The organism is Nitrosarchaeum sp. AC2, from assembly GCF_013407385.1.
Lineage (GTDB): Archaea > Thermoproteota > Nitrososphaeria > Nitrososphaerales > Nitrosopumilaceae > Nitrosarchaeum > Nitrosarchaeum koreense.
Genome location: NZ_CP030847.1, coordinates 95,538 through 121,271, shown reverse-complemented (window position 1 = coordinate 121,271; position 25,734 = coordinate 95,538). Strand labels below are relative to the sequence as shown.

General features: G+C 31.0%; 24 protein-coding genes and 2 tRNA genes. 13 read left to right on the top strand and 13 right to left on the bottom strand.

Features of this window, described 5'->3' with window-relative positions; genetic code table 11:
- Window positions 1-24 precede the first annotated feature (24 nt).
- Both gatD and gatE read left to right on the top strand, forming a co-directional pair.
- A complete protein-coding gene (gatD, locus tag DSQ20_RS00585) occupies window positions 25-1,314 on the top strand; it encodes a Glu-tRNA(Gln) amidotransferase subunit GatD (protein WP_179365641.1) in 1,290 nt (429 codons plus the stop codon).
- An 11-nt stretch (window positions 1,315-1,325) separates the two neighbouring features.
- Complete coding sequence (gene gatE, locus DSQ20_RS00580; protein WP_179365640.1) at window positions 1,326-3,230, top strand: Glu-tRNA(Gln) amidotransferase subunit GatE; 1,905 nt, start codon at window positions 1,326-1,328, stop codon at window positions 3,228-3,230.
- A 5-nt stretch (window positions 3,231-3,235) separates the two neighbouring features.
- Here the strand turns inward: gatE and DSQ20_RS00575 are convergent.
- From DSQ20_RS00575 to DSQ20_RS10480, 7 genes are all read right to left on the bottom strand, one after another.
- Window positions 3,236-3,320: transfer RNA gene (locus DSQ20_RS00575), tRNA-Leu, on the bottom strand.
- Between the two features lie 249 nt (window positions 3,321-3,569).
- Entirely contained in the window at window positions 3,570-4,106 is a 537-nt protein-coding gene (locus tag DSQ20_RS00570; RefSeq protein ID WP_179365639.1) for a hypothetical protein, read from the bottom strand.
- Window positions 4,107-4,115: 9 nt separating this feature from the next.
- Complete coding sequence (dnaJ, locus tag DSQ20_RS00565) at window positions 4,116-5,195, bottom strand: molecular chaperone DnaJ (protein ID WP_179365638.1); 1,080 nt, start codon at window positions 5,193-5,195, stop codon at window positions 4,116-4,118.
- A gap of 41 nt (window positions 5,196-5,236) precedes the next feature.
- The gene (dnaK, locus tag DSQ20_RS00560; RefSeq protein WP_179365637.1) at window positions 5,237-7,093 is read right to left on the bottom strand and encodes a molecular chaperone DnaK; all 1,857 of its coding nucleotides are present in this window, start codon (window positions 7,091-7,093) and stop codon (window positions 5,237-5,239) included.
- The gene (locus DSQ20_RS00555) at window positions 7,090-7,677 is read right to left on the bottom strand and encodes a nucleotide exchange factor GrpE (RefSeq protein ID WP_370464189.1); all 588 of its coding nucleotides are present in this window, start codon (window positions 7,675-7,677) and stop codon (window positions 7,090-7,092) included. Before DSQ20_RS00555 ends, dnaK begins: the two co-directional genes overlap by 4 nt.
- A 26-nt stretch (window positions 7,678-7,703) precedes the next feature.
- Window positions 7,704-8,336 carry a hypothetical protein gene (locus DSQ20_RS10485; protein WP_255458275.1) on the bottom strand — a complete coding sequence of 211 codons (633 nt, stop codon included), beginning with the start codon at window positions 8,334-8,336 and terminating at the stop codon, window positions 7,704-7,706.
- Window positions 8,337-8,506: 170 nt separating this feature from the next.
- Window positions 8,507-8,842, bottom strand: coding sequence for a hypothetical protein (locus tag DSQ20_RS10480; protein WP_255458274.1), 336 nt, complete (start codon window positions 8,840-8,842; stop codon window positions 8,507-8,509).
- Between the two features lie 64 nt (window positions 8,843-8,906).
- Between DSQ20_RS10480 and DSQ20_RS00545 the strand changes: the two genes are divergently transcribed.
- Complete coding sequence (locus DSQ20_RS00545) at window positions 8,907-9,938, top strand: DUF354 domain-containing protein (protein WP_179365635.1); 1,032 nt, start codon at window positions 8,907-8,909, stop codon at window positions 9,936-9,938.
- 71 nt (window positions 9,939-10,009) lie between these two features.
- Window positions 10,010-10,085, top strand: a tRNA-Gln gene (locus tag DSQ20_RS00540).
- Window positions 10,086-10,102: 17 nt separating this feature from the next.
- Here the strand turns inward: DSQ20_RS00540 and DSQ20_RS00535 are convergent.
- A complete protein-coding gene (locus tag DSQ20_RS00535; RefSeq protein WP_179365634.1) occupies window positions 10,103-10,864 on the bottom strand; it encodes an ABC transporter permease in 762 nt (253 codons plus the stop codon).
- Window positions 10,848-11,786: an ABC transporter ATP-binding protein gene (locus tag DSQ20_RS00530; protein ID WP_179365633.1), complete on the bottom strand. Its 939-nt coding sequence runs from the start codon at window positions 11,784-11,786 to the stop codon at window positions 10,848-10,850. Before DSQ20_RS00530 ends, DSQ20_RS00535 begins: the two co-directional genes overlap by 17 nt.
- A gap of 170 nt (window positions 11,787-11,956) precedes the next feature.
- Here DSQ20_RS00530 and DSQ20_RS00525 point away from each other — a divergent pair, with 170 nt between their 5' ends.
- Window positions 11,957-13,354, top strand: coding sequence for a single-stranded DNA-binding protein (locus tag DSQ20_RS00525; protein WP_179365632.1), 1,398 nt, complete (start codon window positions 11,957-11,959; stop codon window positions 13,352-13,354).
- On the opposite strand, the gene DSQ20_RS00520 is transcribed toward DSQ20_RS00525, so the two are convergent.
- Together DSQ20_RS00520 and DSQ20_RS00515 are read right to left on the bottom strand one after the other, a co-directional pair.
- Window positions 13,351-16,104, bottom strand: a complete 2,754-nt coding sequence (locus tag DSQ20_RS00520; protein WP_179365631.1) for a DEAD/DEAH box helicase — start codon at window positions 16,102-16,104, stop codon at window positions 13,351-13,353. The genes DSQ20_RS00525 and DSQ20_RS00520 overlap by 4 nt on opposite strands.
- Window positions 16,105-16,202: 98 nt before the next feature.
- Window positions 16,203-16,859 carry an ATPase domain-containing protein gene (locus tag DSQ20_RS00515; RefSeq protein WP_179365630.1) on the bottom strand — a complete coding sequence of 219 codons (657 nt, stop codon included), beginning with the start codon at window positions 16,857-16,859 and terminating at the stop codon, window positions 16,203-16,205.
- 109 nt (window positions 16,860-16,968) lie between these two features.
- On the opposite strand from DSQ20_RS00515, the gene DSQ20_RS00510 reads away from it, so the two are divergent.
- Both DSQ20_RS00510 and metK read left to right on the top strand, forming a co-directional pair.
- Complete coding sequence (locus DSQ20_RS00510) at window positions 16,969-17,214, top strand: U6 snRNA-associated Sm-like protein LSm6 (RefSeq protein WP_007549380.1); 246 nt, start codon at window positions 16,969-16,971, stop codon at window positions 17,212-17,214.
- Window positions 17,215-17,219: 5 nt separating this feature from the next.
- On the top strand, window positions 17,220-18,386 hold the full coding sequence (gene metK, locus DSQ20_RS00505; protein ID WP_179365629.1) for a methionine adenosyltransferase: 1,167 nt from the start codon (window positions 17,220-17,222) through the stop codon (window positions 18,384-18,386).
- Here the strand turns inward: metK and DSQ20_RS00500 are convergent.
- Window positions 18,363-19,232, bottom strand: a complete 870-nt coding sequence (locus tag DSQ20_RS00500) for an NAD-dependent epimerase/dehydratase family protein (RefSeq protein ID WP_179365628.1) — start codon at window positions 19,230-19,232, stop codon at window positions 18,363-18,365. The two genes, metK and DSQ20_RS00500, sit on opposite strands and share 24 nt — an antisense overlap.
- A 133-nt stretch (window positions 19,233-19,365) precedes the next feature.
- Between DSQ20_RS00500 and DSQ20_RS00495 the strand changes: the two genes are divergently transcribed.
- Genes DSQ20_RS00495 through DSQ20_RS00480 form a run of 4 tightly spaced genes read left to right on the top strand, consistent with a single transcriptional unit; the run spans window position 19,366 to window position 22,930 of the window.
- On the top strand, window positions 19,366-20,460 hold the full coding sequence (locus tag DSQ20_RS00495) for a cobalt-precorrin-5B (C(1))-methyltransferase (protein ID WP_179365627.1): 1,095 nt from the start codon (window positions 19,366-19,368) through the stop codon (window positions 20,458-20,460).
- Between the two features lie 37 nt (window positions 20,461-20,497).
- Complete coding sequence (locus tag DSQ20_RS00490; RefSeq protein WP_179365626.1) at window positions 20,498-21,550, top strand: cobalt-precorrin 5A hydrolase; 1,053 nt, start codon at window positions 20,498-20,500, stop codon at window positions 21,548-21,550.
- Entirely contained in the window at window positions 21,547-22,299 is a 753-nt protein-coding gene (locus DSQ20_RS00485; protein ID WP_179365625.1) for a sirohydrochlorin chelatase, read from the top strand. Before DSQ20_RS00490 ends, DSQ20_RS00485 begins: the two co-directional genes overlap by 4 nt.
- Window positions 22,289-22,930 (top strand): precorrin-8X methylmutase, encoded by a 642-nt coding sequence (locus DSQ20_RS00480; protein WP_179365624.1) that lies wholly within the window; start codon window positions 22,289-22,291, stop codon window positions 22,928-22,930. Before DSQ20_RS00485 ends, DSQ20_RS00480 begins: the two co-directional genes overlap by 11 nt.
- On the opposite strand, the gene DSQ20_RS00475 is transcribed toward DSQ20_RS00480, so the two are convergent.
- Entirely contained in the window at window positions 22,919-24,271 is a 1,353-nt protein-coding gene (locus DSQ20_RS00475) for a cobyrinate a,c-diamide synthase (RefSeq protein ID WP_179365623.1), read from the bottom strand. The genes DSQ20_RS00480 and DSQ20_RS00475 overlap by 12 nt on opposite strands.
- Before the next feature lie 91 nt (window positions 24,272-24,362).
- Between DSQ20_RS00475 and cobO the strand changes: the two genes are divergently transcribed.
- Window positions 24,363-24,896 (top strand): cob(I)yrinic acid a,c-diamide adenosyltransferase, encoded by a 534-nt coding sequence (gene cobO / locus DSQ20_RS00470; protein WP_179365622.1) that lies wholly within the window; start codon window positions 24,363-24,365, stop codon window positions 24,894-24,896.
- A 40-nt stretch (window positions 24,897-24,936) separates the two neighbouring features.
- Window positions 24,937-25,734 carry a translation initiation factor IF-2 subunit alpha gene (locus DSQ20_RS00465; RefSeq protein ID WP_179365621.1) on the top strand — a complete coding sequence of 266 codons (798 nt, stop codon included), beginning with the start codon at window positions 24,937-24,939 and terminating at the stop codon, window positions 25,732-25,734.

Sequence of the window (25,734 nt, the reverse complement as noted above, 5' to 3'; positions counted from 1 at the left end):
AATAGGCAATACCAACTCTCGTAAATGTCAGAATTTAGGGGATACGCTGGTAAATCACTAGAGTTTTTGAAAATTAATAAGATTAGTGTTGGAGATTCAGTCAAGATTTTAGCAGATTTGACATATTTGGGAATAATTATGCCAAGATATGAACACAGTGACGATTCACATCTTGTTCTCAAATTAAAAAGTGGATATAACATTGGATTAGAAATAGAAAAGATCAAAAAAATCGAGATAACATCTAGTTCTAAAAAAAATATTGAAAAAGTAGAAAGTGTTGAAAAAAATCCAAGCTTGCCAAAAATTCTATTATTATCAACGGGAGGAACAATTGCAAGTAAGGTAGATTATAGAACAGGTGCAGTAACTCCGGTTTTAAGTGCTGAGGAACTTAATTCATCAGTTCCAGAACTTTCTAAAATTGCAAATATGGATGCAGAAGTATTATTTTCAGAATATTCAGAAAACATAATGCCAGAACACTGGTTAAAAATTGCTGAGAAATTAAAAGAGCATTCATCTTCAGATTATTCAGGTATAATTATCGCGCATGGAACAGATACAATGCATTATACATCATCATTTCTTTCATTTGCACTTGTGGGATTTCCTATTCCAATTGCACTTGTAGGTTCACAAAGATCCTCTGATCGTGCTTCTTCAGATGCAGCTCTAAATTTGATTGGTGCGGTAAAATTTTTGATAGGTTGTAAAACAAATGGTGTCTATATTGTAATGCATCAAGATGAAAATGATGAAACAATTGCGTGTCATTTTGGAACAAGAGTTAGAAAAAACCACACTAGCAAAAGAGGCGCATTTCAAACTATTGGAGATGATCCAGCATTTATTGTTGTAGATGATCAAATTCAAAGAAATGCAAGAAATGATTTTTTCAAAGTAAAAGAATTTCAACCAAGAATTAAGATCAATACAAAAGTAGCTCTAATCAAATATCACCCAGGATATGATCCTAGTCTCCTGGAAAAAATTATTGAAATGAATTATGATGGAATAATTTTTGAGGGTACTGGTTTAGGACATATCGGAAAAATAATGTATGATAATGTAAAAAAAGCAAATGAAAAAGGCATATTCTTAGGCATGACTTCTCAATGTATTGATGGTAGAGTGAGAATGACAGTGTATGAAAGTGGTCGAGATTTACTTGATTTAGGCATAATTCCACTAGAAAATATGATTCCCGAGGTAGCTCTAGTAAAAACAATGTGGGCATTAGGAAATTTTCAAGACAGAAATAAAATAAAGAAGATTATGCTTGAAAATATTGCATCGGAGTTATTAGATTAGAGGTTATAGTAGTGTCAGAATTTTCCATAAATGAGATTGGAGTAAAAGTAGGACTTGAAATTCATCAGCAACTAGCAACTAATAAGAAGTTGTTTTGCAATTGTATGCCATTAGAATCAGATGAATATTTTATAAAATTTCTGAGGAAGTTACGAGCATCAAAAAGCGAATTAGGTGAATATGATCCTGCAGTATTATTTGAAAAATCTAAATCAAAAACCATAATGTATTACGCTAATCCAGCAAGTAGTTGTCTTGTAGAACAAGATGAAGAACCGCCACATGAATTAGATGATGATGCAAAGAAAATTACATTAATTATTGCTTCTACATTAAAATCAAATATTTTTAGTGAAATTTATCCTATGAGAAAAACAGTTGTTGATGGATCTAATACAACCGGATTCCAACGTACTATGTTAATTTCACAAGGTGGTAATTTTGAGGTTGACGGAAAAAATATTGGAATTCAATCCATATGTCTAGAAGAAGATGCTGCAAAAAATTTGGGCGATGAAGGCTCTACAAGAAAATTTGGATTAGAACGTTTAGGAATACCATTAATTGAAATTGCTACTGAACCATTTGAAGTAGAACCCCAACAAATCAAATCAATTGCTTTGGGGTTAGGAAGAATTTTGAGGAGTACTAAGAAGGTAAAAAGAGGATTAGGTTCCATTAGACAAGATGTCAATGTTTCAATTAAAGATGGGGGAGTTGTAATTGAGGTAAAAGGTGTTCAGCAATTAGAACAATTAGAAAAAGTAGTAGAATATGAGGCTAAAAGACAACATGGATTACTAAAAATTTCAAAAAAATTACAAGAGATAGAATGGAGTCATAATAACGAGGACAGAAAATTAGTCACGGAGCAGTTTAAAAAATGTGAATCAAAAATTATTCAAAATGCTATAAAGAAAAATCAGGAGATCGTTACAATAATCTTTAAAAATATGAGAGGTATGTTTGGATATTCACCTTATGAAGGAATACGATTAGGAAAAGAAGTAGCAGAATTAGTGAGGTTTTTTGGTTTAGGTGGAGTTTTTCATTCAGACGAGTTACCAAATTACGGTATTGAAGAAAAAGACATAGAGAATTTGAAAGAATTTCTAAAAATTAATGATAATGATGCATTTTTAGTTTTAGCTATCCCGTTTGAAATGATGGATATCATCATAGATCAAATAATTTTACGAATCGAACATATAAAAAATAAAGGCATACCAAATGACACACGATTAGCTACTCAGACAGGTGAAACAAAATTTCTAAGACCCAGACCTGGTGCAGCAAGAATGTATCCTGAAACAGATATTCCACCAATCTTAATTTCAAAAAAAGAATTAGAAGATGCAAGAAAAAACATACCAAAATCATGGGATGAATCTATCAAAGACTTACAAACAAGATATGAAATTAATGAACAACTAGCAGAACAGATTTTTGATTCACGATATATTGAATTATTTGAAAAAATTGTTGAAAAGACCAAAATTAATACTATGTTTGTAGCATCAATACTTTGTTCCACAATTACTAATTTAGAAAGAAATGGACTAAATGCTAATTTATTACAAAATGATGACATTGTAAAAACATTTGAATTATTAGATATTGGAAAAATTGCCAAAGAATCAATTGAAATGATTTTTGAAAATATTATGGCTGGAAAAGCCAAAACTACTGAAGAAGCAATTAAAAATACTTCAATTGAGGCGGTAAATGAATCAGATTTGGAAAAGATCATTGTAGAAATAGTTGAAACAAATCAAGAAATTATTAAAAATCAAAAAGAACGAGCTGTTGGACCACTTATGGGAATTGCTATGAAGGAATTAAGAGGTAAAGCATCAGGCGAAATGATAAACAATCTTCTTTTAAAAAATATCAAGAAAAAATTAGAAAGCATCTAATTCTATGCGGGAAGTGGGATTTGAACCCACGAACTCCTAGAAGATAAGGATCTGAACCTTACGCCTTTGGCCAGGCTGGGCGACTCCCGCAATCTGAATTTTTGAAATCCTGAATAAGTTTCTTTATTATACTGTTTTAGTTAAAATACTTCGAATTAACAAACATAGAAAATGGAATTTAGAGAGATTTATTGTAGTAATTGTAAAAAGATTCTAGGACGTTATAACATAAAATTCTATAGTGATGATAAAATTAAAGAAATAGCAAACACTCATCATATAAGTCACATACGAAGTGGTCATCAAGTTAGAATAAGAAAATTAGTCAAAGATGCCAGATTATAATTTCAATTTTTCAACAGCTTCAGATAATGTAAAAATTCTTTGAACCTTTGGATCAGAAATATGTTGATTCCATGGTTGTGAGTATAATAAAACATTCTTTTTCCGTTCTAAAAATTTAATTGCATTTAGTGGGGAATCATCAATAAAAACATCATAATCTAAATCTGCTTTCATTGGACCATCAATTACAGAGACATAATTTTGGTAAGTTATATCATGATGCTTTAGCCAATCTTTTACAAAAGAATCAGTTGAAAGTTCTCTTGCTGTAACAATATCAACTTGTCCAATGTTTGAAAGATTTTCTGTAATTACGGACAGATTTTCTTCTGTTGGAGGAATTGCATTCCAGTTTTTCCAACAGGTAGATAATTCTTCATAAAAATCATACCTATTAATTTTGAATTTTTTCCAAAAATCCCAATTTGTTATTTCATCTTTAGAAATATTATCTCTGATTTTATTACTGTAAATTAACCATGATTTAATTACATCTGCTAGAACACCATCTACATCTAAAGCTATTTTCAATTTTATTACCTATTGATCTGCTTTTTGGAATTCATCTAAAAGATTTTTTTGATGCTTATTGAGTTTTTTGGGAATATTAACAACAATTCGCACATATTGATCACCTCTATTTTTTGAATTCATGCGTGGCAAACCCTTGCCTTTTAATTTTATGATCGTATTTGGTTGACTGCCTGATTCCACTTTAATTTTTTCAGTTCCATCCAAAGTTGGAACTGTAATTTCACGCCCTAAAGCGGCATCAACCATAGATACATCTTGATCATAAAAAATATCCATATCATCTCTCTTGAATTTTTGGTGAGCTTGTACTCTAATTCTAACAATTAGATCTCCGTTTATTCCCTCTGGCATTTCGTTGCCTTCTTCTGGAACAGTATAATCACCGCTATCTACACCAGGAGGAATATCAAATGATATTTTTTTGCTACCTTTTTTCTTACCGTTTCCTTTACATTCGCTACAAGGAGTTTGGATGATTGAACCTTGTCCTCTACATGTTGAACAAGGTACTACTGTTACAAATGATGCAAATCCCATGCTTCTGCTTTGACGTACCTGACCTTGGCCATTACATGTAGAGCATGTATTCTTGTTTGTCCCAGGTTTACATCCCGACCCATTACATATTTCACATTGTATTTCTTTTTGTAAATCAATCTCCATTTTTTTTCCATGAAGAACATCTTCAAGAGTAATGGTAGTTTGATATAGAATATCTGAACCTCTTTGTTGCCTATAGCTAGTTCCTCCTGTTCTACCAAAGATTGATTCGAAAATGGAATCAAACCCACCGCTTCTTCCAAATAAATCACTAAAGTCGCCACCTGCACCTTGAAAAATATCTTCGTTACTATATCTTCCATCTACACCAGCGTGACCATGTTGATCGTAAACCTTTCTTTTTTCAGGATCGGATAAGACAGCATATGCCTCTGAAATTTCTTTAAAGTGTTCACCAGCTTCTTCAGATTTATTACGATCAGGATGAAATTTTAATGCTAATTTTCTATATTGTGCTTTAATTTCATCGGAAGCAGATGATTTTGAAACTCCTAAAACCTCATAATAATCACGTTTTGCAGCCATAAATCATCCTTTAATTGTAATTGTATAAACGGTGGAATTTGTTAGTTTTTGTTTTCATCAGAAGATGATTCGGTATTTTGCTGAGCAGTACCTTGATCTTGCTGGCCATCAGTTCCAGCATTTTGCTGATCTGTATTTGGTTGAGCAGAATTTTTGTAAAGTTCAGTTGTTATTTCATTTACTAGTGTTTTTAAAGTATCAAGTTTTGGTTTAAGAATCTCAATTTCCTTATCAAGAGATTCTTTTACTTCTTTTACAGCATCAGTGACTTTGATTCCTTGTTCTTGTGAAATTTTGTCTTTAAGATCATGATTTACAAGTTTTTCAACTGTATAGATGAAACTTTCAGCTTCATTTCTTAGATCTATTTTCTCCTTTTTCTTTTTATCTTCATCAGAGAATTTTTCTGCATCTTGTTTTAATTTTTCAATTTCTTCAGGTGATAATTTTGAGTTAGACGAGATGGTAATTTTAGCTTCTTTTTTGGTTCCAAGATCTTTTGCAGTTACATTAATTATTCCATTTGCATCAATGTCAAATTTTACCTCAATTTGAGGAATTCCTCTAGGAGCAGGTGGTAAATCTGTAAGATTAAAACTTCCTAATGAAACATTATCAGTTGCCATAGGTCTTTCCCCTTGGACCACATGAATTGTTACTGCTGTCTGATTATCTGCTGCAGTAGTGAACACTTTACTTTTTGATGTAGGTATGGTTGTATTTCTTTCAATTAATGGCTCTCTTACTCCACCCAAAGTTTCAATTCCTAATGTTAATGGTGTAACATCAAGCAATACAATATCACTAGTTACATCTCCAGCAATGATTCCAGCCTGAATTGCTGCACCCATAGCCACTGCTTCCATTGGATCTATACCAGATTCAGGTTCTTTACCAAGAACTTCACCAACAAATTTTTTCACTAGTGGAATTCTTGTAGGTCCCCCAACCATCACAATTTTGCTAACATCTGTTTTTGATATTTTAGCATCTTCAAGTGCTTTTTCTATAGAAGGTTTACATCGTTGAATAATTGGGCGAATTAAATCATCAAGTTTTGCTCTTGTTAGTCTTAGTTCAAGATTTTTTGCACCAGATGAGGGATTATGAGAAATGAAAGGAAGATTAATGTCAGTTTCCATAATAGTTGAAAGTTCAATTTTTGCTTTCTCTGCAGCTTCTCTGACTCTAGCCATTGCAGTACTATCTTTAGATAGATCAATTCCTTCTTTTTTCTTAAATTCATCAAGAATGTAATTAATTACTACTTTATCCATGTCAGTTCCACCTAACTGAGTATCACCAGATGTACTCATTACTTCAAATACACCACCACCCATTTCCATAATTGTAACATCTAACGTTCCACCACCAAAATCAAAGACAAGAATTTTCATATCTTGTTTAGTTTTATCTAATCCAAATGCCAACGATGCAGCTGTTGGTTCATTTATTATTCTTACAACATCAAGACCTGCAATAGTTCCGGCATCTTTAGTTGCTTGACGTTGATTATCATCAAAATACGCAGGAACTGTAATTACAGCTTTGCTGACGGGTTCGCCTATGAAAGCTTCAGCGTCTTTTTTTATTTTTTGAAGGATAAATGCAGAAATTTGTTGAGGTTTGTAATTTTTATCTTGAATTTTAAAAATATAATCTGAACCCATTTTTCTTTTTGCAGCCGCAATTGTACTATCAGGATTTGTTACAGCCTGTCTCCTTGCTGGTTCACCTACCAAAAGTTCGCCTGTTTTGGTAAATGCGACTATTGAAGGAAATGCCTTACCACCTACAGTAGCACCTTCAGCTGCAGGAATAATAGTAGGTTTTCCACCCATTACTACGGCAGCAGCCGAATTACTTGTTCCTAAATCTATTCCTATTATTTTAGTCATTTAATTTCACCATTATTTTTTGATATTTCTACCAGTGTTGGTCTAATAACTCTCTTATGAGAAATATATCCTTTCCTCAGTTCTTTGACAATTGTGTTGTTATCTAGCTCAGAATCTTCAATTATAGAAATTGCTTCATGAAGATTTGGATCAAATATCTCACCTAATGCGTCAATTGGAGTTATATTATATTTTGAGAGTAACGAATCCATATTTTTCAAAATAGAGTCTAATCCATTAGTATTGATCTTACTTTCTGAAAATACTTGCTTTGCTCTTATAAAATCATCATAAATTTTCAAAAAATCCAACATAAATTCTTCAATTTTTGTATTTACTCCCTTTTCAATATCAGATTGTGTTTTTTTATTTAGATTTTGATAATCTGCCAAAACATGTTTAATTTTATCCTCATAATCTTTCACTTTTTGTTTTTCAATTTCCAAAAGATTTTGTAATTCATCTACAGTAATGTTGTCACTAATTGTTTCTGTTAAATCTTCAGATAAATTATTGATTTTATTCTTAGAAATTACATTAACTGGGACTTCATCAAGATTGTTTTCATCTGACATTTCAACCATAATGATCTATTAGCTAATTTATACTCTTATTGAATAATTTCACATAAGGGATTAGCTTTAATTACAATAATATTGGTATCTTGTTTATTTTTTTCTATATTTTCAAAATCTATTTTTGAGCATGCTACAATAATGGTAGTTTTGTCACTATGAAATAAATCAGAATTTGGATGTTCATATGCTTCAACGTCACCAATGTAATCACGTAATCTAGAAGTTAGATTCTGTAACATTTCAATTTTATCTCCCCGCATTTCATGTTGATCCAGGGTCCAAGATAATGCAATTTTGGTTCTACTAGCTTTTAGATCATTTTTCTTCAGTGTAGCTCGAATTTCATCGATTAATTTCTTAATATAGCCATCAATGCCCTTTACGCTTCCATTAATAAGATACATGAGCGTATTGGCACTCTCAAATGAAGAACCTAATGATTTGAGATCAAACAATCCACTAATCATATTGTCTAAGAAGATTTCTTGGAAATCATCTGAAGATAGATCATTTTTTGTGATGTCATCTTGGACGTATCGACAAACCTCTAAGATACTACTTAGGCTAGCAAATCTAGATAATACATTAATTGCATGAAAATGCTCAGAAGAAGAAATAGCTACAAACTTTTTTTCTTTTTTTCCAGTTGTTAAAAGATCTGCCAATACAGAGTCCTCTTTTCCGTTGAAAGAACCAATAAACTTTGGTTGTTGATTAAGATCTTCTAACGGATAATAAAAGTAGGAAATTTGTTTTCCAACTTCAAGTCCGGTTACATGTTCAAGTAGTGAAATATTTTCATTATTACCACCAAAGCCAGCAGGAAGTGTGTAGATTACAGAACTATTTTTTTTAAAGATGTTGTAGCGTCTTTAAATTTTGAATGAATTTCAGTTTTGATGTCTTGTCCTGTTTTTCTAATTCTAGGGGTAAAGAAAAGATATTGAGCTTTTGAAATAGCTATATCGATTGGTTCCATAGCTAATAATGGCTCATCTTCTTTTAGAGAAGATACATTTGGATAAGTTTTAGCTATTTCTGCTTTTAATGAAATTGCTGAAGGTGTTGATTCATCAATAATGTATACATCAGCTCCCTTGATTGCCATTTGACATGCAATGGCATATCCTTCGGTACTAAGTCCATATACAACAACTTTTGCTCCCCCCATTACACATAAGGCTAGTATTAGACTAAGAAAAACTTATTGAACTAACCATAATAATGAGATATACTTGAAAATTTGGATAGATGTTCTAACTCCCAAACAATTATTGTTTTCAGAACCAATGATTGAAAGACTGAGGAAAAAGCATAATGTTTTGTGTACATCTAGATCATATAATGAAGTCTCAAAACTAGCAAAAATTCGAAAAATTGACCTGATTTATGTGGGAAAGCATGGTGGAGGCGAAAAATTTGACAAACTTGAGGCTAGTATTGACCGAATAAAGAAACTCACTTTATTAATAAATAAATTTTCTCCAGAATTGGTAATTAGTTTTTGTTCTCCTGAAGCAGCAAGAGTTTCTTTTGGCATGGGAATTAACCATATTGCATTTTGCGATTCACCACATGCTAATGCAGTGATGAAGTTGACATTACCATTAATTCAAAAATTGTTGATCCCTTGGATAATTCCTAAAAAAGAATTTTCAAGATACGGGATAGATTCCAAATACATTATTCCATACAAAGCAATTGATGCATCAGTAACAATTAAAAGAAAAATAAATCATAAAAGACGTTCACTGTTTAAAAATAAACTCAAGAAAAATATTTTGATTAGAGTTGAAGAAGAGCAAGCAGCATATTCATCAAAATCAAAGAAAATTATTCCAATAATAAAAGAAATTGTAAAAGAATTTGATGGTGAGAATATTATTATTCTAGGAAGATATTCTGAACAAATTAATAGTTTAAGAGAATTATTTGGTAAAAATGCAAAGATACTGAAAATGGCATTTGATGGAAAATATTTGTTAGATAATACAAACATTTTTGTAGGTTCTGGTGGGACTATGACTGCAGAATCAGCTTTACTTGGAGTTCCAACAATTTCATATAATGCAGTACCTAATATTGTTGAAAAATATTTAGTTAAAAATCATCTTGTGAAGAGAGAAACAAATCCTAAAAAAATTACCAAAATTATGAAAAAATTTCTTGAAATTTCACCAAATAATCATAAAGAAAAAGCAAGAAAAATTACTAACAGTATGGAAGATCCTATTCAAAAACTAATTCGAATTATCAAAGAGGGATAATGAATTAGTTCTAGGTAGAAATTCAAGTAAATAAAAAGTTCATTAGGGGAATCAGGTTGCTCTTTTTTGATAGTCCTGTAGTGTAGCGGTCAAGCACAGGGGCCTTTGAAGCCCTTAACCCCAGTTCGAGTCTGGGCAGGGCTACCATATTAAAATTATATTATCTAAAAATCTAGTTTTGTAAGTAATTTTGTTGCAATAATAAAAAGCACTGTTGCTAAAACAACTAAAACACCCATTTCAATAATTACAAATTCTGTAATATTACCAAAAATTCCACCACGTATAACATCTACCAGATAGGTAAGAGGATTTAGATAAAAAATGGTTCTTAGAGGTTCTGGTGAACCAGAAGAAGGATAAAACGCAGTACTAACAAAAGCAAAGAACAGAAAAACAGTATTGATTATAACATTAAATCCTTCACTAGAACGTAATCGGGTAGAAATTATTGAGGCTATTGAGCCAAACAAGACAGAACCTACAATTGCAGCAAAGATAATTATCGGAATGGTAATTGGAGTAAATTCAATTGATTCAAAAAATACAGGATACCCAACAAGTGCAATCAATGATGCACTTACCAACCCTACAATTCCAATAGTGCAAATATTACTTAAAATATAATCAGATCGTGTAAATGGGCCAGACATTATTTGCTCAAACATACCATGTCTTCTATCATTCCAAATTATTATTCCTGAAATAAGAGTACTATTCATAATATTGAATCCAATCATACCAGTTGCCAAAAATGTAGGATAGCTGATATTTTTGTCACCAAAAGGAACTTGATCAATTAATGATGTGTAAGCATAACCAGCAACAAAAATGTAAATTAAAGGAAAAATTACTTGCCAGATCAAAAATCCAGGATTAATTGATATTGTTAAGTTTCTATTAACAAGCCTAATTATTGGATGCATTATCACTCACCATTTTTAAAAATATCTCTTCTAGATTTGTAGGAACAGCTGAAAGATCTTCTATCTCAATTTTGTTTTCATTTAGAATTCGTAGAACTTGTAATAAAACTAATTCAGATTGTTCTGAATGTATTATTATGTTAGTTCCATTATCAAAATCAATTTTGCAATCAACTACTCCTTCAAGAAAGGTTATTATTTTATTTTGTTTTTCAAGTAAATGAATTTTTATTGTTTTTTTATTTCCAAATCTATTTTTTAGTGCCTCAGGTGTATCCACTGTAAGAATTTTTCCTTTATCAATGATAGCTATTTCATCACAAAGATATTCAGCTTCACTTAGAATATGTGTGGTATAAAATATTGTAAGACCTGTTTTAGCTTTGTTTTTTAAAAAATCTAATAATTTTCTTCTAGCACTAGGATCTAATCCTACAGTTGGTTCATCAAGGAATAAAAGTTCCATATCGTGCATAAATTCACGAGCTACCTGAACTCGTCTTCTTTGACCAATAGAGAGATCCTCGTTTCTTTTCTTACGGATATCAATAAGATCAAAATCTTTTAGGAGTTCTTCTCTTCTTTTTTTACGTTCATTTTTTGGAACATTCCACATCATACCATATTTATCAAGAGATTTTTCAACCGTTAATGTCGGTTCGTAGCTAGGTTGTTGCAAAACTACTCCAATTTTATGACGAACCTGTAAAGGATTTTGAATTGCATTTATTCCTAAAATTGTCAGAGAACCATTTGACGGCGGAATTAACGTAGTTAAAAGTTTGATAGTAGTTGATTTACCTGCACCATTTGGACCCAAAAATCCAAAAACTTTACCAGATTTTACTGCTAAAACAATATCATCGACTGCTGTTAGCGTTCCATATGATTTCGACAAATGCTCTACAACAATACATGACATGAAAATAATGCGATCTTCCCACTAATTTAGTTAATGAAGGAACGACTAAAATCTAGATATGAATTATTAAAATTAACAAACAATTTATGAATTTGCGATCAAGAATTGATATACATGATACTTTACAATAATGAAATTTTTATTAATACAACTGATTTACAAACAATGAATTGTCAGAATTTGATAGTCTTATAGATAAATTACTAGAACAAAAACCAGAATTAACTAGATCAGATATTGAAGAACAAATTAAACATAAAAAAGAGAAGATCGGTGCAGGCTATCTAACAGATCAAGGTGCTCTATTTTTAATTGCGTCTGATTTTGGAATATCATTATCAGGACCATTAAAAGTGGAAATGGGTTTAAAGGATCTATATGCAGGTGCTAAAGAAATTTCCTTAGAAACCAGAGTTCTTAACGTATCTCCTGCCAAACAATTTTCTCGCAAAGATGGTTCACCATTTTATCTCAGAACCATGACGGTGTATGATACGAATTCAACAGCTAGTGTGAAATTATGGGATGATAAAGCAAATCTGCCTGGAATTGAAAATATCAAACCAGGTGATTTGATCAAAATTATAAAGGCATATGTAAAATCGGATCTTAGTGGTTCTCCAACTATCAATATAGGTTCAGGATCCAATATTGAAATAACAGATAACAAAAGTGACATTCCAACTATAGATAAAATTACAAAAGACATTAGTGAGTTACATGAAGGCCAAAAAGATCTTGTTATTTCAGGAACTATTGATGGCATCGTAAGTAGTATGGAATTTACAAATTCTCGAGGTCAGCCTGGAAAAGCGCTGAGATTGAGGCTAAAAGGTAAGGATGGAACTGCACTTAGAGTAGTTTTATGGGGAAAAGATGAATCTGATATTCCAAATATGATTTCTCATGGCGCTAAAGTACGATTACTTGGAATTAACATGAAAAATGGAAATCAAGGATTAGAGATTCATGGAAATGATTCAACTTTAATTGAAATTGAAGGTGGTAAAGAAGCAGAGCCGGTAATAATAAGAATTCTTTCAATTGTAACTACAGAAAATGGAAAGAATATGATTTTGGGTGTAGATAATAAAAAAAATATTTACAACATCATAGATAATTCAAATTCTACAAGTATTTGCAATGAAGGAGATGTGATTGAATGTATGCCAACAAAAGTTTATGGAAATTCTGTTACATTAGATAATAATTCATTTGTAAGAAAATTGGAAAACGATGTGTCACTACCGTCATTGTCACAGTTAAGGACAAAAATTAATGAAGTTAAAGTAGACGGAAATTTCTGTATTGAAGCAATTGTATTAAAAATTCCTGAAAGAAGAGAAATTCAAACCAAGTCTGGAGAATCAGTTTTATTATCAGAGATGTTTGTTGAAGACGATACAGGTCAAATTTGGGTTAAGGGATGGAGAAATCAAGCTAGACTAATAGAAAAATGTGAACTGGGGGAAATAATTTCAATAACAGGAGTCAATGCTAAAGCGGGTTTGGAAGGACGGATTGAATTAACTCTTACTGCATTTTCTAAAATTACAAAGAAAAATTAAGAATCCCAGAATCCGCGAGTTACAACATATTGTCTTTCTGCCTCATAAATTTGCTTAAAGATGTGTTCATCATCTATCATATTTCGTAATATTCTAGCAGCAGTATCAGCCCCTACTCCATATCCAGACATTACAGTTACTGCAATTTTTCCAAAATTTTCTATTAAAGAAGATACCTTCCAGGCTCGATCAAATCGATGTTTTTCATCTAAAGTTAGTTTTTTTCCTTCAAATTTTTTTTGTATTATTTTCGGAAGTTCATAATCTGAATAAAAAGTTGCAGTTATTTGTCGAGCTTTACAATAAGGACAGATCAAGGTATTTTTTACCTCATTTGTTTCCATTACTCTTTCCCATTTTCCACATCGTGCACAGATAAGACGGTGCTTTGTCTTTGCTAATCTAGCTTTTACAAGATCGATAATCCCCTTGTCAAGATTAGCAGGTGCTGAATAATATTTTGATGTATGATCTAAAATGGGCTCAGCCAATTTTGAAAATTTATCTATTTCTAACCATGTAATTATAATTTCATTATCTCTGATTTTTTTTAATATTTTATCAGTATTTTTAAGATCATATTTGTCATGAAATAATTCACGCAATGCTTCTTTTACGAGAGAGGTCTTTGCGTATCTTTCATATAAAAATCGGGCTGATTTTTTTTCATATATTGCCCCTCTTCCAACTACTCCAAATTTTTTTGCAACACACCATGTCTTCCAGTTTACATTATGAGTTCCTGCTAATGATGCAGTTATAATCGAATAAAGATCATAATCATCTTTTATGATTTCAGTGAAAAGTTTTTCAGAAATTCGTGATCTAGAAGATAAGACTATTCTATATCCATCTGAACGTGAATCAACTACGGAACCCGACATAGAAGATATCATAGAAGAAAGCAAAGTAGATAAAGTTGAATTGACTTTAGTACCAAAACATGAATGTAACACTATAGAACCTTGTGAACGACTAGATTCTATGATAATGTTTTTTTCATCTGGAATTTCATTGAAATTTAACTCCTCAATGGTTTTATTGATTAATTTTAATGTGCCATTTTTTACCTTGCTACGAAATGCCCCAACTTTTTTTGCAGTGTTATAATCAATGGGAATGTTTTCTCCTTCCCAATATGGAATAGTTATACCTCCTCCTCTAAAGGGTTCGACATTTACCGAAAATGATTTTTCATCCACATTAAGTATTCTCCATTGTAAACCCTTTAAAACAAAAATATTTCCAGAATCCCCAAAATCACCTACAAATCTTTGATCTAAGGTACCAATGATTTTTTTTCCAACACTATCAAACACTTTGAATTTAAGTATATCAGGAATTGTGGATAGATTTTCAAAATAATATTTAAAAGAACGTCCTTTTTTCCAAAATGTCATTTTTGTTCTATCAAAGAATATCAAATAATTAGAATCAAGTAAATCTAAAACTCCTAACAAGTCTTCTAATTGTAAATTTCTAAATGGGTACGCATTGTTTACGATTTTTAATGCTTGATTTACAGGAATCTCTCCTAATTGCATAGTCATTCCAACAAGATGATGTGCAAGCACATCAAGAGAGCCATCATGAATTTTTTGTTCTTCGATAGAACCTTCTTTGATACGATCAAGTATTGCTCTTGCTTCAAATTCATCATCAGAATTATTTGTAATTATTAGTCCCTTAGCAGAAGCATCTCTATTATGTCTGCTACGACCAATTCTTTGGACTAATTTTGATACTTGTCTAGGAGAACCGTAATGAATGACTAGTTCAATTGAACCTATATCTAATCCTAATTCAAGTGAAGATGTACAAACCACAATTCCATGTTTTCCTTCTCTTAATGAAATCTCTGTATCTTCTCTTACTTCCTTTGATAATGATCCATGGTGTAGTTCTATGTTGATAGATGATTTTTCTTTTAATATGGAAGCTAAAAATTCAGCTTCGCCTCTGGTGTTAGTAAAAAGAAGTATAGGAGAATCTAAATTTAGTTCTGAAACATGCTCAATTATTTTATCTGCAACATCTGAAATTGTTCCATTAACAAATTTCACTTCAACATCATATTTTCTAACAGAGGTATCTCTGATAATCTGACATTTTCGTTTAGTTCCTACTACAAATTTACCAGCCTCTTCAAAATTACCAACTGTTGCAGATAATCCAATTTTTGTAAGACAGTGTTTTGAATTAAGTTGTAAACGTTCTATACTTAATGATAGTTGAGATCCTCGTTCACTAGCAAGGAGTTCATGTACTTCATCAATAATGATCCATTCAAGTTCAGATAATGCATCTAGCATCTTTAATTGTGTAAGAAGAATAACCAAAGTTTCAGGAGTTGTTATCAGAATATCAGGAGGATTTTCAGTGATTTTTCGTCTTGCAGTTTGAGTTGTATCACCATGTCGGATTTCAATTGAAAGGTTAGAATGCTGAGCGTATTTTATTATCCTTCTAAAAACATCTCGATTAAGTGCTCGTAGTGGAGTAATGTAAAGAACTTTAATTTTTCCAAGTTTTTTTGATTTTTTTACTAGAGAAAAAATGGGAATTACTGAACATTCTGTTTTACCTGAGCCAGTTGGTGCAATTACCAAACAATCTCTTTTTTGTAAAATTATAGGAGATGCTTTTTTCTGAATTTCAGAAAGAGTAGTAAATCCAAAATAATTAAACAGTGAATCAATTGTAGAATCAGGAAGCTGATTCTTTTGTTGTATTTGATCGGGATCTTTCATAAACTATTACGCCAGCTAAACCAAGTACAAATAATATCACAGTGATTATTGGAATTGAATCAAATATTCCTGCCATTGCTAAACTTTATGATTGATAGTTAAATATCTTCAGGATAATCAGATAGACCTGCAGGAAGAATCTTATAAGAAAATTGAGTCTGATGAAGAAGCCATCTAATCTCTCCATAAAATTTTGATGTTTTTGTGAGTTTTATTTTAATATGTGTAAGCGGATCAATAGCAGTTCTCATATTTTCCATTTCTATACCTTCTATGTTTCTAATCATATTAGTAATAACAACAGGAATTTTCTTATTGATTGCAACAAGCGATAGATTATGGATGTATTTGAAAAATATAGAATTTTTTTCAAAGATTGTATCATCTTTTGGATATTCATATGAAAACAAATCAGTGATATTATCAATTACAATTAGAGAAAAGTTTGAGTTATTCATGACTTCAATGGATTTGAGCTGTTCAGAGGTATTAGTAATTCTTGAAACTGTTATTTTTTCAAGAATATCAAATGTCAAATTTTGTTGTTTCTGAATTTCAAGGATTCGTTCAGGTCTGAAACTACCTGTTGTATCTTGATAAAGAACATTACCTCCATTTTTTATTGCATTAATGCAGATTTGAAATAATAGTTGAGTTTTACCAGTTCCACTTCCCCCATAAATGTCAGTAATTACACCCTTAGGTATTCCACCAGATAAAAAATCGTCTAATTTTTGTAATCCTGTAGAGATCATTTGGTTAATCATCTAAAAATGATGAAAAAATTTAAAGAATTTCATAATTCACAAAAGAGGCAAGGCTTTTATTCTAGAAAACAACGTAAGCAAAACAAGTGAATAATTAGTGTCACAAACTAGTAGTGCAAAAAGGCCATTAACAACTCTTCAAAAAAGTACTAAGAAGAAAGTTACTGTAAGACTGAAAAATGAAGTTGAATACAAAGGAAAAATGGATAATGTTGATTCATACATGAATTTAATCATGACTGATGCAGAAGAATTCCACGACGGTAAAGTAATTGCAAATTACGGTCGAGTAATTGTAAGAGGCAATAATGTACTGTTTATCAAACTAGAAAACGAACTCTAGGGGTTATGACTAATAATTTTCTATTTACATCAGAATCAGTTACTGAAGGTCATCCTGATAAGATATGTGATCAAATTTCAGATGCATTTTTAGATGAATTTCTCAAACAAGACCCTGAATCTAGAGTAGCAATTGAAACAATGGTCACCACAGATTTTGTTGCTGTTGCAGGAGAAGTAACCTCAAATGCTAATTTTGATAAGAGATCTCAAGAGGCCTTAGTTAGAAAAGTAATTAGAGAAATAGGATATGATAATAAAGATTTGATGTTTGATACTGAATCTTGTCAAGTTACATTAAGACTTCATTCTCAAAGTCCAGATATTAGTCAGGGTGTAACTGCAACTAAAGAAAAAGAGCAAGGAGCAGGTGATCAAGGATTGATGTTTGGCTATGCTACAAATGAAACAAAAGAACTAATGCCAATGCCAATATTACTTGCACATAAATTAACACAAAAACTTGCCGAAGTTAGAAAAAACAAAGTTTTACCTTGGGTAAGACCTGACGGTAAATCACAAGTTTCTGTTAGATATGAAAATAACAAACCAACAAAAATTGAAACAATAGTTATTTCAACTCAACATGCACCTGAAATAACACAAGAACAGATATCAAAAGAAATTATAGATAAAGTAATCAAGCCAGTTTTAGGAAATCTTTGGAATGATCAAATTAAAATTCATATTAATCCTACAGGAAAATTTGTAATTGGAGGTCCGCATGGAGATTCTGGACTTACAGGACGAAAAATAATTGTAGATAGTTATGGTGGATTTGGAAGACATGGTGGTGGAGCTTTTTCTGGGAAAGATCCTTCAAAGGTAGATAGGTCAGCATGTTACATGTGTAGATATATTGCCAAAAATATTGTAGCTGCAGATTTGGCTGAAAGATGTGAAGTTCAATTAGCTTATGCCATAGGAGTTGCCGAGCCAGTTTCACTATATGTTAATACATTTGGTTCCAGTAAAATTCCAGAAAAAGAAATTGAAGAATTAGTTAGGAAGAATTTTGATATGAAACCATTTGGAATTATTTCACAATTAGATTTGAAAAGGCCAATTTACAGAAAGACAGCAGCGTATGGACATTTTGGAAGAAATGAGCCTGAATTTACTTGGGAAAAAACAGACAAGGCAGACGTTTTAAAGAAGGCTGCGGGTCTTTAGAAGTTTTGATATAGAAGAAAATTCAATTTTAGAGATATTTTTTAGTTTTTTATAGTCTCCATTAAAATCACCAATTAGTAAATTTAGATCATCTATTCCAAATTCACTATTAGGATTAGTAATGGCTTCATGGTAAACAGTTTCAAGATTTATTTTTTTAATTTGAGTATTGATTCCACGTGAAAATTCTTTAACGTATTTTTGAAAAGTGAACGATTCAGAACCTACAAGATCTAGAATCATTTTACTAAAATTATTTTGGGTTAAAGCATTGAAAATAATTTTAGTAACATCGTCTATGTAGATAGGTTGAAGTGAATAATTACCTGAGCCAGGAATTTGAATTTGACCTGTTTTAATTTGTTTTTTAAGATATTTTGTAAAATAATCATCTTTACCAACAATATAAGATGGTCGAAATATCGTATAATTTAACTTAGAATCAATGATCAATTTCTCAGCCTTATATTTTGAAATAAAATACCCTAATGAAGCATTTTTGGAAACGCCCAAGCCGCTGAAATAAATTATTTTTTTGATTTTTGATTTTTTACATAAATTAATTATTTTTTTTGTGAGTTCGATATGAATTTGATTGTAATCGTTATCAATTGTTTGTTTTCCAATTCCAACTAAATGAATTAATGCATCTGAATTTTTTAATTTTGAAAAAATAACTTTTTCATCATAGTTTTTTGTAATAAATTTTGTTTCATTTTTAACTTTTTTAAAATCATGTCTTGAAATTGAGATTAATTTTACATCGTTATCAGATAGATGTTTTCTGAGATTTTTTGCTATAAATCCACTAGCACCAGTTACAACAACTCGCATATCTTTTTCCATAACCCCTGTATCTTTTATTTTAAATATAATCTAAGAAATGTTACTAGAAACACAAAAAATTTCAGTATAAGTTCTAGTCTCAAAAAGTAAGATTCAAAACAAATCAAAGAAGAGTTAATACATCAAATTAGGCATGATTAGCGTGGAAGAGATAAAAAAAGAAAATCTTCGAACTGGATATACTACTGGTACATCTGCAACAGCAGCAGCTAAAGCAGGATTATTATCCATAATTAATCAATCAAAAATTGAAAGTGTTGATGTCAAATTACCTAAAGGTAGTTTTATCAAAATTTGTATTCATCAATGCCAATTTGATAAAAATAAGTCTACATGTTCTGTGATTAAGGATGGAGGAGATGATCCTGATGTTACTCACGGTGCAGAAATAATAGTGGAGTTATCATTGACAGAAAAGTTCAACGATATAGAGATTGATGGTGGAGAGGGAGTTGGAATTGTAACTAAACCAGGATTAGGTCTTGAATTAAACAAGGCTGCAATTAATCCAGTACCAAAAAAAATGATTAAAGAGAATCTGAAAGAAATTTTAGACAAACATCACTTGAAAACAGGAGTCAAAGTAATAATTTCTGTACCAAAAGGACGAGAATTAGGTCCTAAAACAGATAATCCAAGAATTGGTATTTTAAATGGAATTTCAATTTTAGGAACAAGTGGAATTGTAATACCATTTTCAACTGCATCGTATGCAGCTTCAATTAGACAAAATCTAGATGTATCAATTGCGATGGGTAATGACATAGTTGTTCTTACTACAGGTGGAAGAAGTGAGGATTTTGCAAAAAAAATTGTTGATTTACCAGAACATTGTTTTATACAAATGGGAGATTTTTCTGGATACACAATACAACAATGTGCTAGAAAAAATATCAAAAAGGCATACATTGTAGGATTTATTGGAAAATTAGCTAAAATGGCGGCAGGTGTAAAACAGACACATGTTAAAGGGTCCAAAGTTGATATGAATTTCTTGGCAGAATTAGCGAGAAAATGTAATGCTAACGAAAAGATTATTGAGGAGATTAAGAAGGCAAATACAGCCAGGCATGTATCTGAAATTGTCATAGAAAATAATGTAAAAGGTTTTTTTGATGAAATATGTAATGAGACATTTCAACATATGAGAAAGCACTCTGAAGAAAAGGTCCCATTAGATGTGATATTATTTGATTTTGATGGAAATATTTTGGCTAGAAAGTTCTAGTAGCAAGGTATTTTATTTAATTTGAGAGGTTTTAACTGTGGATAAAGTTTCAGTTCTTGCCATTACCAAAAACGGGATAAAAACAGGGATAGAGTTAAAAAAACATTTTCCAAATTGGGAAATTTTTGCACCATCTAAATTTTCGGATAGTAATAAAGAAGTAATTTGGTATTCAGATTTGACAACAGAAAAAATTGTCGAGTTATTTAAACATAATAATGCAATCATTTGTTTATTTTCTTTAGGTGCAGTAATTAGATTAATTGCGCCATATTTGAAAGATAAAAAAACAGATCCAGCTGTAATTGTAATTGATGATAAAACAAGTTTTGTAATTAGCGTATTATCAGGACATTTGGGAGGAGCAAATGAATTAACTCAGATAATTGCTCAAAAGCTTAATGCTATACCAGTAATCACTACTGCAGCCGATGTCAATAAAACAATTGCAGTTGATCTGGTGGGAAGAGAATTTGGCTGGAAGATAGAAGATGATTCCACAGTAACAAAAATTAGTGCGTTTATGGTAAATGAAGAAAAGATTGGAATTTTTCAAGATGCAGGCAAAAGAAATTGGATGAAAGAATTTCCAAAAAATGTAAAAATTTATCAGAGTTTAGAAGAAATGGAAAAATCTGACTCTAAAGGATATCTTATAATTTCTGATAAAGTCTTAGAAGGAGATTTTCTCAAAAATTCTGTAGTTTACAGACCTCCAAGTCTTGTGGTAGGAATTGGATTGCATTGGGATACGTCTAAGGAAAACATCAAGGAGAGTTTGGACTTTTGTTTACAAAAATTCAAACTGAGTGAAAAATCTATTTCAAAATTAGTCTCAATTAAAAAACCTGAAGATGTTAAGGGACTAGTTGATATTGGAAAAGAAATGGGAATTATTGTGGAATATGTGAATAGAGAAGATTTGGCAGAGGTATCTACACCTAATCCTTCAGATACAGTCAAAGCGTTTGAAGGGACAGCTAGTGTATCAGAGGCTGCAGCAATCAAAGTTTCTGGAGGTAAATTAATTGTTGAAAAACAGAAATTTCCACCAGATTTGACTATAGCCATAGCGAGGATAGCAGATTGAAACGTGGATTTTTACTAATTGATAGGGGCAGTAGAGAAAGAGAGGCATCTGAAGAATTAGAAGTAATTTGTAATGCCGTTAAAGCAAAAGGAAATTATGTCTTAACAGAGTACTGTTTTCTTGAAGTAGAACCACCGTATATTGAAGACGGTATTGCAAAATGTCTAAAACAGGATATTGATCATTTAACAATAGTTCCATATTTTCTATACCCTGGTAAGAAAGTAAAAAATGCAGTTACAGATGTGATGAAATTTCAAAAAGATACTAAAGTAAAATTTGTGGTCACAAAACCAATGAGCATGCATAAAATTTTGATTGATTTGGTTGAAAATAGAATATCTTCAACCATACAAGAAAATAATATTACAATTCCAAAAAAGAATGTTGATGTATTAATTATTGGACATGGTAGTAAAGATCCTAATGCACAAATGTCAATGGACTATGTTGTAGAAGGGTTAAAAGGAAATTATAGAAATGTAAGCAGATGTTGGTTAGAGATAGAACAGCCAGATATTGTAAAAGGTATTAAGAATTGTGAAAAAAATAATCCAGAGATTCTCATAATTGTATTTTATTTCTTACATGAAGGTGCTCATGTCAAAACTGATATCAATAATGATCTTTTACCGGCACTAAACAACTCCAGTATCAAAAACACATACATTACAAAACATTTAGGAACTGATGAAAAAATGATAGATTTGATATTAGAAAGAGCAAAAGAGGTAGAGAATGCAAACTAAAAAAGGTCAAGCAATAGAAGATGCAAGTATGCAGATGATCGATAATGAAATTGGCACTCATCAATATAATGATAAGGAATGGCCTATAGTCAGAAGAATAATTCATTCAACTGCTGACTTTGATTTTGCTAGAGAAAATAAAGTAATATTTCATAAAGACGCTATTCAAAGCGGCATGACAGCATTAAAGAACGGATGTAGCATAGTAGTTGATGTAAATGGTGTTATTGGTGGTTTGAATAAGCAAAATCCAAAGGACTTTCAAAATAAGATAATTTGTAATATTTCAAATCCAGAAATAATGGAGATTGCAAAAAAAGAAAATAAAACTAGATCTCAAATATCAATGAGAGAAGCACTATCAGATATTGAAGGTGGCATAGTTGCAATTGGTAATGCGCCAACTGCTCTTATGGAGGTAATTAATATGGTAAAGGAAGGTATTGTAAAACCAGCACTGATAATTGGAATTCCAGTGGGATTCATTTGCGCTGCAGAATCAAAAGAAGAATTAAGCAAATTAGAAGATACACCATTTATTACTAACAAGGGAAGAAAAGGGGGAAGTTCTTCAGCATCTGCAATAATTAATGCATTATACAAGCATGTGAGGGCAGAATCATCTTCTTGAATTATCAATGCAATTCTTAACAAAAATTTTGGCATAATTGGAACTATCAAAATACAGATGTCCATATGATGCTAATGTATTATATTGAATCATTCCATCCTTATGATTTTTAATTCCTTCTCCAATATCTAATTCATACGCAAATTTTGAATCAGAGGATATAGAATTTAATTCAGAGTAATGAAATTCATGTCCTTGTAAACCGTGTAGCTTATCTGAGATTATATTTTTTGAAACAATTTTACCTTTAGTATAATTTAATTTCATTTTTTTAGTCATTTTTGTTTCTGCATCAAACAATCCAATCATTTTATATTTTTTATTTCCATAATCAATGGATTTTGTAAGATACATCAATCCTCCACATTCAGCATAAATTGGAATATTTTCTTCGGATGATTTTTTTATTATTTTTTTCATAGAATGATTTTTTTCAAGTGAATTACCAAGAATTTCAGGAAATCCACCTCCTATGTAGATGCCATCAGATTTTGGAAGTTTTTTATCATGTATAGGACTAAAAAATTTTAGAGCTGCACCTTCACGTCTTAGCGCCTCTAAATTATCACGATAATAGAAGTTAAAAGAACTATCAAGTGCAATAGAAATTGTAGTTTTTGGTTTTTTAAATATGATTTTTGATTTATTGTGAAGTGGTATAGAGTTTTTTATGATTTGAATAATTTTATCAATTTCAAGTGAATCTGAAATTATTTTAGATGTTTTTTCAATTTTTGATTTTAAATTTTTTTCTTTAGCAGGAATCAACCCCAGATGTCTTGATTCAAAATTTAATTCTGAATTTTTATAAATTACTCCCAAGATTGGAATGTTTGTCTTTTCAAGTGCTTGCCTACATAAAATTTCATGTTTTTTACTACCAATTTTATTTAGAATAAGACCGGAGATTCTAGAATTTTTGTGAAATTTCTGAAATCCAAGCGCTGTTGCTGCAATTGATCTAGAAGTTTTACTTGCATCCAATATCAATATGACAGGAGATTTTGTTATGGTGGCAACATGATGAGTGCTAGCATAATTTGAATCTCCACCAAATCCATCATAATATCCCATCACCCCCTCGATTATAGAAATATCAGATTTGGAATTTGATACAAAGCTTTCAAGAAGATGATTTTTTCCCATCAACCAAACGTCTAGATTGAAGACTTCGTGTTTAGATATACTTGATAGATAACTTGGATCAATGTAATCAGGACCTACTTTAAATGGTTGTACAGAAAATCCTTTTTTTTGTAAAGCATAGATAATGGCACATGTTATTGATGTTTTTCCAACACCACTGGTAACTCCAGCTAAAGTAATTCTTGGAATTTTCAATTCGTATCATTAGAATCAGTTTTTATTTAAATTGATACATTGACATCAAACAATACTTAATGTTTTTAGTTGGATAATTTATGAAATAATCATGAATGAAAGCGGGTTAATAATAGTATACACTGGAAAGGGCAAAGGAAAAACCACTGCCGCTTTGGGAATTGTATTAAGAGCTACAGGTTATGCAAAAAGAACATGTATGATACAATTTATCAAAGGATCATGGCATTATGGTGAAATGTATTCATCAAAAAGACTCGAACCAGAATTTGAAATGGTAGCTATCGGAAAAGGATTTGTTGGGATTATAGACGATAAGAGCCCCAAAGAAGATCATAAAAGAATTGCAAATGAGGCAATTAAAATCAGTACTGAAAAAATCCAGTCAGGAAAGTATGATATTGTAATTTTAGACGAGGTAAACTACGCCATAAATTTAGGTTTAGTAAAACTTGAAGATGTAATTAATTTGATTAAAACAAAACCAAAGAATCTAGATCTTGTGTTAACTGGAAATTATGCCAAAGATGAAATTATCAAATTAGCTGACCTAGTCACAGAAATGAGGGAGATAAAACATCCATTTCAACATGGAATAAAAGCAAAGAAAGGAATTGATTTCTAACTAGCAACATTAAATTATACAGCAGAGAAATTTAGAAGAAATGTCTACTGAAGTTCAAGAGATGCCAGAACAGGGAGAAATTGTTCTTGCTACAATAACCAAAGTTATGGATCATGGGGCATATGTTACATTAGATGAATATAATGAAATTCAAGGGTTTTTACATATCTCGGAAATTGCACCTGGTTGGATTAGATCAGTTAGTAAGTTTGTAAAAGATGGTGAGAAAAAAGTACTACTAGTAAAAAAAGTAAATTCAGACAGAGGTGACATAGACTTGTCATTAAAGCAAGTATCAAAGGATCAAAAAAAACAGAAGTTAAAAGAAGTTAAGAAATTTGAAAAGGGAAAAACATTATTACAAAATGTTAAGGAAAAAGGAGATCTCTCAGATAAAGATATTGAGAAATTAGAAGATATTATTTATTCAAAATTTGATTCTGTTTACGATGCATTTATTGAAATTGCAAGAAATGGAATAGAATCAATAAAAGAGTTAAAGCTTCCTAAAAAAACAGCTGCAGTAATTGAAGAAATATGCTCCAAAATTAAACTACCCTCAGTCGAGATTAGGGGAATTATGGAAATTACTAATAATAAATCAGATGGAGTTGAAATCATTAAAAAAGCGCTTTTGGATGCAACAAAAAAAGATCCTACAATAGATATTACATATTTGGGTGCACCAAAATATAGATTATCTATTACTGCCGAAGATTTTAAATCCGCTGAAAAAACACTAAAACCTATACTTGTAGAGATTCAGGACAGTATAGAAAAAAAGAAAGGCTCATTCAAATTCACTAGAGAAGAATCGAAAAAAACAAGAGAGAACTAA

Bases quoted from the DNA above. Each gene is read 5' to 3' on its own strand.
- gatD (WP_179365641.1), top strand. From the start codon at position 25: ATGTCAGAATTTAGGGGATACGCTGGTAAATCACTAGAGTTTTTGAAA.
- dnaJ (WP_179365638.1), bottom strand. From the start codon at position 5,195: ATGGCTGCAAAACGTGATTATTATGAGGTTTTAGGAGTTTCAAAATCA.
- dnaK (WP_179365637.1), bottom strand. From the start codon at position 7,093: ATGACTAAAATAATAGGAATAGATTTAGGAACAAGTAATTCGGCTGCT.
- DSQ20_RS00555 (WP_370464189.1), bottom strand. From the start codon at position 7,677: ATGGTTGAAATGTCAGATGAAAACAATCTTGATGAAGTCCCAGTTAAT.
- DSQ20_RS10480 (WP_255458274.1), bottom strand. From the start codon at position 8,842: ATGGGGGGAGCAAAAGTTGTTGTATATGGACTTAGTACCGAAGGATAT.
- DSQ20_RS00535 (WP_179365634.1), bottom strand. From the start codon at position 10,864: ATGCATCCAATAATTAGGCTTGTTAATAGAAACTTAACAATATCAATT.
- DSQ20_RS00530 (WP_179365633.1), bottom strand. From the start codon at position 11,786: ATGTCATGTATTGTTGTAGAGCATTTGTCGAAATCATATGGAACGCTA.
- DSQ20_RS00520 (WP_179365631.1), bottom strand. From the start codon at position 16,104: ATGAAAGATCCCGATCAAATACAACAAAAGAATCAGCTTCCTGATTCT.
- DSQ20_RS00515 (WP_179365630.1), bottom strand. From the start codon at position 16,859: ATGATCTCTACAGGATTACAAAAATTAGACGATTTTTTATCTGGTGGA.
- metK (WP_179365629.1), top strand. From the start codon at position 17,220: ATGACTAATAATTTTCTATTTACATCAGAATCAGTTACTGAAGGTCAT.
- DSQ20_RS00500 (WP_179365628.1), bottom strand. From the start codon at position 19,232: ATGGAAAAAGATATGCGAGTTGTTGTAACTGGTGCTAGTGGATTTATA.
- DSQ20_RS00495 (WP_179365627.1), top strand. From the start codon at position 19,366: ATGATTAGCGTGGAAGAGATAAAAAAAGAAAATCTTCGAACTGGATAT.
- DSQ20_RS00480 (WP_179365624.1), top strand. From the start codon at position 22,289: ATGCAAACTAAAAAAGGTCAAGCAATAGAAGATGCAAGTATGCAGATG.
- cobO (WP_179365622.1), top strand. From the start codon at position 24,363: ATGAATGAAAGCGGGTTAATAATAGTATACACTGGAAAGGGCAAAGGA.
- DSQ20_RS00465 (WP_179365621.1), top strand. From the start codon at position 24,937: ATGTCTACTGAAGTTCAAGAGATGCCAGAACAGGGAGAAATTGTTCTT.